The following is a 4,120-nucleotide window of genomic DNA, read 5'->3' as shown; positions in this document are numbered from 1 at the left end:
CCGCCGCCGGCGCCGTCCTGCCGGTGGCGGCGCACGAACCGGCCGTGGCCGTCGTCAGCTACGAACAGCTCGGCGCCCACCTCGGCGAAGACGTGGTCGTGCGTACGACCCTGGGCTCGCGCCGCGCCGGCAAGCTCGTGCGCTACTCGCGCGCGGCCCTGCGCCTGCAGCTCGCGCCGCACGACGGCGGCGTCGAATTCGACATTCCTTCCAGCTCCGTGCGCGACGCCGAAGTCGTCGCCGGAGCCGACACGCCACCCGGAGGCGACAGTGCCCAAAAGAACTGATCTCAAGACCATCCTGATCATCGGCGCCGGCCCCATCGTCATCGGCCAGGCCTGCGAGTTCGACTATTCCGGCGCGCAAGCCTGCAAGGCGCTCAAGCAGGAAGGCTTCCGCGTCGTGCTGGTCAACTCGAATCCGGCCACGATCATGACCGACCCGGAGACTGCCGACGCGGTCTACATCGAGCCGATCAATCCGGACACGGTCGAGCGCATCATCGTCAAGGAAAAGCCCGACGCGCTGCTGCCGACCATGGGCGGACAGACCGCGCTGAACTGTGCGCTGGAGCTGGCCGACAAGGGCGTGCTCGAAAGACACGGCGTCGAACTGATCGGCGCGTCGCGCGAGGCCATCCGCATGGCCGAGGACCGCGAGCTGTTCCGCCACGCGATGAAGGACATCGGCCTGGAATGCCCGCGTGCGGAAATCGCGCGCACGCTGGAGCAGGCGCTCGAAGCTCAGACCAAGGTCGGCTTCCCGACCATCATCCGGCCGTCGTTCACGCTCGGCGGCTCCGGCGGCGGCATCGCCTACAACCGCGAGGAATTCGTCGAGATCGTCAGCCGCGGCCTGGAGCTGTCGCCGGTAGGCGAGGTGCTCGTCGAGGAATCGGTGCTCGGCTGGAAGGAATTCGAGATGGAAGTGGTCCGCGACACGGCGGACAACTGCATCATCGTCTGCTCGATCGAGAACCTCGACCCGATGGGCGTGCACACCGGCGACTCGATCACGGTCGCGCCGGCGCAGACCCTGACCGACAAGGAATACCAGCGCCTGCGCGACGCCTCGATCGCGGTGCTGCGCAAGATCGGCGTCGACACCGGCGGCTCCAACGTGCAGTTCGGCGTGAATTCCGAGAACGGCCGCGTCGTCGTCATCGAGATGAACCCGCGCGTGTCGCGCTCCTCGGCGCTGGCCTCCAAGGCCACGGGCTTCCCGATCGCCAAGGTCGCCGCGAAGCTCGCGGTCGGCTACACGCTCGACGAACTGCGCAACGAGATCACCGGCGGCCTGACGCCGGCGTCGTTCGAGCCGTCGATCGACTACGTGGTCACGAAGATCCCGCGCTTCGCGTTCGAGAAGTTCCCGGCCGCCGACGCGCGCCTGACCACGCAGATGAAGTCGGTCGGCGAGGTCATGGCCATCGGCCGCACGTTCCAGGAATCGCTGCAGAAGGCGTTGCGCGGCCTGGAGACCGGCAAGGACGGACTGAGCCCGACGCGCGTGGACATCGCGAGCGCCGAAGGCGTCGCGACCCTCAAGCGCGAGCTCAAGGAGCCGGGCCCCGAGCGCGTGTTCTACGTCGCGGACGGCTTCCGCGCCGGCCTGAGCCTCGAAGAGATCTACGCGCTGACGCGCATCGACCGCTGGTTCCTCGCGCAGATCGAAGACCTGATCCGCACCGAGGCCGAGGTCAAGGCGCGCGGCCTCGCCGCGATCGACGCGGCACGCCTGCTGCGGCTCAAGCGCAAGGGCTTCTCCGACTCGCGCCTGGCCGGCCTGCTCGGCACCGACGAGAACGCTGTGCGCACCCTGCGCCGCGCGTTCAACGTGCGCCCGGTCTACAAGCGCGTGGACTCCTGCGCGGCGGAGTTCGCGACCTCGACGGCCTACCTGTATTCGACCTACGAGGAAGAATGCGAGGCGCAGCCGAGCGCGCGCGACAAGATCATGGTGCTCGGCGGCGGTCCGAACCGCATCGGCCAGGGCATCGAGTTCGACTACTGCTGCGTGCACGCGGCGCTCGCGCTGCGCGAAGACGGCTACGAGACCATCATGGTCAACTGCAATCCGGAGACCGTCTCCACCGACTACGACACGTCCGACCGCCTGTACTTCGAGCCGCTGACGCTCGAGGACGTGCTCGAGATCATCGACAAGGAAAAGCCCAAGGGCGTCATCGTGCAGTACGGCGGCCAGACGCCGCTGAAGCTCGCGCGCGCGCTCGAAGCCAACGGCGCGCCGGTCATCGGCACGTCGCCGGACTCGATCGACCTGGCCGAGGACCGCGAGCGCTTCCAGCAGATGGTGGCCAAGCTCGGCCTGACCCAGCCGCCGAACCGCACCGCGCGCACGGCCGACCAGGCGCTCGCGCTCGCGCGCGAGATCGGCTATCCGATGGTCGTGCGGCCGAGCTACGTGCTCGGCGGCCGCGCGATGGAAGTCGTGCATTCCGACGCCGACCTCAAGCGCTACATCACCGAAGCCGTGCGCGTGTCCGACGATTCGCCGGTGCTGCTCGACCGCTTCCTCGACAACGCCGTCGAGGTCGACGTGGACATAGTCGCCGACAGCGAGGGCAACGTGCTGATCGGCGGCATCATGGAACACATCGAGGAAGCCGGCGTGCATTCGGGCGACTCGTCCTGCTCGCTGCCGCCGTACTCGCTGTCGCCGGAGATCCAGGACCAGCTGCGCGAGCAGGTCCGCGCGATGGCGCGCGAGCTCGACGTGGTCGGCCTCATGAACACGCAGTTCGCGATCCAGGACGACAAGGTGTTCATCCTCGAGGTCAATCCGCGCGCCTCGCGCACGGTGCCGTTCGTGTCCAAGGCTACCGGCGTGGCGCTGGCCAAGATCGCCGCGCGTTGCATGGTCGGCCAGAGCCTGGCCGCGCAGGGCGCGACGCAGGAGGTCATCCCGCAGTACTACTCGGTCAAGGAAGCGATCTTCCCGTTCCTGAAGTTCCAGAACGTCGATCCCATCCTCGGCCCCGAGATGCGTTCGACCGGCGAAGTCATGGGCGTGGGCCGCAGCTTCGGCGCCGCGTTCGCGCGCGCCCATGAAGCGGCCAACATCGGCGCGCCGCCGAAGGGCAAGGTGTTCGTGTCGGTGCGCGACCCGGACAAGCCGCGCCTGCTGTCGGTCGCGCAGGACCTGCTGCGCCGCGGCTATTCGCTGGTCGCGACCAGCGGCACCTGCGACTGGCTGCAGGCGCAGGGCCTGGCCTGCGAGCGCGTGAACAAGGTGCTCGAAGGCCGGCCGCACGTCGTCGACCTGATCAAGAACGGCGAGATCGTCTTCATCGTCAACACCACGGAAGGCAAGCAGGCCATCGCGGACTCGTTCTCGATCCGGCGCGAGGCCCTGCAGCAGCGCATCACCTATTCGACTACCATTGCCGGCGCCCGCGCGCTGCTGCACTCGCTGGACTATCGCGGCGACGGCAGCGTCAACAGCCTGCAAGAGCTGCACAAGGAACTGAAAGCATGAAGCGTCCGCCCTTGACCCTCAAAGGCGCCGAGCGTCTGCGCGAAGAGCTCGAGAAACTCAAGACCGTCGACCGCCCGCGCATCATCGAAGCGATCGCCGAGGCCCGCGCGCACGGCGACCTCAAGGAAAACGCCGAATACCATGCGGCGCGCGAACAGCAGGGTTTCGTCGAAGGGCGCATCCAGGAAATGGAAGCGACCTTGAGCTACGCCGAGGTCATAGACGTGTCGAAGTTGCAGGCCGGGCCGCGCATCGTGTTCGGCGCGACGGTCGAGCTCGAGGACGAGGACTCGGGCGATCAGGTCACCTATCAGATCGTCGGCGACATCGAAGCCGACATCAAGCAGCGCCTGATCGCCGTCAGCTCGCCGATCGCGCGCGCGCTGATCGGCAAGAGCCAGGGCGACTCGTTCGAATTCCAGGCGCCGAACGGCGTCAAGCGCTACGAGATCACGGCGGTTCGCTACGACTGACGCGTACGCTGCGGGCGTAAGCGTGTCGGAGGAGGTCGCATGAACCGTCTGACCCTGCTGTTGCCGCCGCGTGCCGTGCTCGCCGCCGATGCGGCGCTCGCGGCGGGACCGCTCGCGTTCTGGCTGCGCCGCGGCGATGCGCTGCCGGC

General features: G+C 67.9%; 3 protein-coding genes. All 3 read left to right on the top strand.

Annotation, left to right across the window (positions count from 1 at the left end; all coding sequences use genetic code 11):
* Positions 1-287: hypothetical protein (locus tag NON22_RS21030; protein WP_257388942.1), on the top strand; the 287-nt coding region annotated here is incomplete at its 5' end.
* The gene (gene carB / locus NON22_RS21025; protein WP_257388941.1) at positions 271-3,498 is read left to right on the top strand and encodes a carbamoyl-phosphate synthase large subunit; all 3,228 of its coding nucleotides are present in this window, start codon (positions 271-273) and stop codon (positions 3,496-3,498) included. The genes NON22_RS21030 and carB, both read left to right, overlap by 17 nt.
* Positions 3,495-3,971 carry a transcription elongation factor GreA gene (greA, locus tag NON22_RS21020; protein WP_257388940.1) on the top strand — a complete coding sequence of 159 codons (477 nt, stop codon included), beginning with the start codon at positions 3,495-3,497 and terminating at the stop codon, positions 3,969-3,971. Before carB ends, greA begins: the two co-directional genes overlap by 4 nt.
* The last annotated feature ends 149 nt before the right edge of the window (positions 3,972-4,120 follow it).

The organism is Tahibacter caeni, assembly GCF_024609805.1.
Classification (GTDB): domain Bacteria; phylum Pseudomonadota; class Gammaproteobacteria; order Xanthomonadales; family Rhodanobacteraceae; genus Tahibacter; species Tahibacter caeni.
Note: the sequence above shows the minus strand (reverse complement) of the source record. Positions and strands in the feature narration are given on the sequence as shown.